Source organism: Streptomyces sp. NPDC058964 (assembly GCF_042741275.1).
Lineage (GTDB): Bacteria > Actinomycetota > Actinomycetes > Streptomycetales > Streptomycetaceae > Streptomyces.
This window is the reverse complement of sequence record NZ_JBHYKH010000440.1, coordinates 1-1266: the sequence shown is the minus strand read 5'-3', so window position 1 is coordinate 1266 and position 1266 is coordinate 1. Positions and strand designations below refer to the sequence as shown.

1 protein-coding gene is annotated in these 1266 nt (G+C 76.1%); it reads right to left on the bottom strand.

The genetic code is table 11. From position 1 onward, the window contains the following. Positions 1–169: 169 nt before the first annotated feature. Positions 170–1266: sensor histidine kinase (locus ACFW2E_RS36145; protein WP_384473033.1), on the bottom strand; the 1097-nt coding region annotated here is incomplete at its 5' end.

Here is a 1266-nt window from a genome sequence, read left to right as displayed (position 1 = left end):
GACCCCTCGGGCGGGGGGGGCCCGCCCAGGGGGTCGGCGGGCCGCCCGCCACGCCCGGCCTCCGCCCCGACGCCGTCCGCGGCCGGCCCCATGGCTCGGCCACGATCAGCCGGCGGCTCCTCGAGGGCATGGGCCTCGGTGACAGGGTCCGTCGGTCGCGTGCCGTCGCCTATCGGTCTCTTCGCCCGACCGCCGTCGGCGATCGAGCTCTGGACGCGGTAAGGCTCCGCGGCTTCGTCCGTCGTCCGGCCACGGTGGTCGTCCGAGCCCTGGTGGACCTCACCGGCAGGGTCCGTCGCCTGGGCGCCGGCCGCCGGCGGTCCCTCCGTCCGGCCGCCCTGGGCCACCGAGCCCTCGGCACGGTCGCCCTCGGCCTGGCGTCGGCCGGTGCCGGGCTCCCCGTCCGGTCGGCGGCAGCCACGAGGTGTATCACCCGGTCGCCCCCGGCCGCCGGGTTCTCCGCACGAGCGCCCGGGGCGGTGCCGGGTCTCGACGGCAGGGGGCGGGCGGCGGTGCCCGGCCGGGGGGTGCGGCTGTGCGGGTCCACCTGGGCCAGGACCGTCGACGGGAGCAGCACCACCGCCGTCGTACCGCCGTACGGCGAGTCCCGCAGCGCGACCTGGATGCCGTGGCGCGCCGCGAGGCGTCCGACGACGTAGAGGCCCAGCCGGTCGTGCCGGGTCGGGTCGAAGCCGTCCGGGTCGGTGAGGGTGCGATGGGCGTCGGCTAGCTGGTCGGGGTCGAGGCCGAGGCCCCGGTCGTCGATCTCCAGCACGAAACCGCCCGACACCCGGCCGGTCCGCAGGGTGACCTGCGTGTGGGGCGGCGAGAACACCGTGGCGTTCTCCAGGAGCTCGGCGATCAGGTGCGCCACGTCGGCCACGGCGTCCGCCGCGACACCGACGTCGGGCATCGGCGGGACGACGACGCGGGTGTAGTCCTCGATCTCTCCCACCGCGGAGGACACCACGTCGGCCACCGGCACCGGCCGCCGCCATCTGCGCCCGGGTGCCGCACCGGACAGGATGATCAGGCTCTCCGCGTGGCGGCGCATCCGGGTGGTCAGATGGTCGATCCTGAAGAGCTGGCGCAGGATCTCCGGGTCCTCGGTGCGCCGTTCCAGCGTGTCGACGAGCTTCAGCTGTCGGTGGACCAGCGCCTGGTTGCGGCGGGCGATGTTGAGGAGCACCGCGAACAGCCCGCGGCGCAGCGTGGCCTGCTTGACGGCCGCCTCGACGGCGGCCAGGCGCGCGCTGTTGTAGGTCC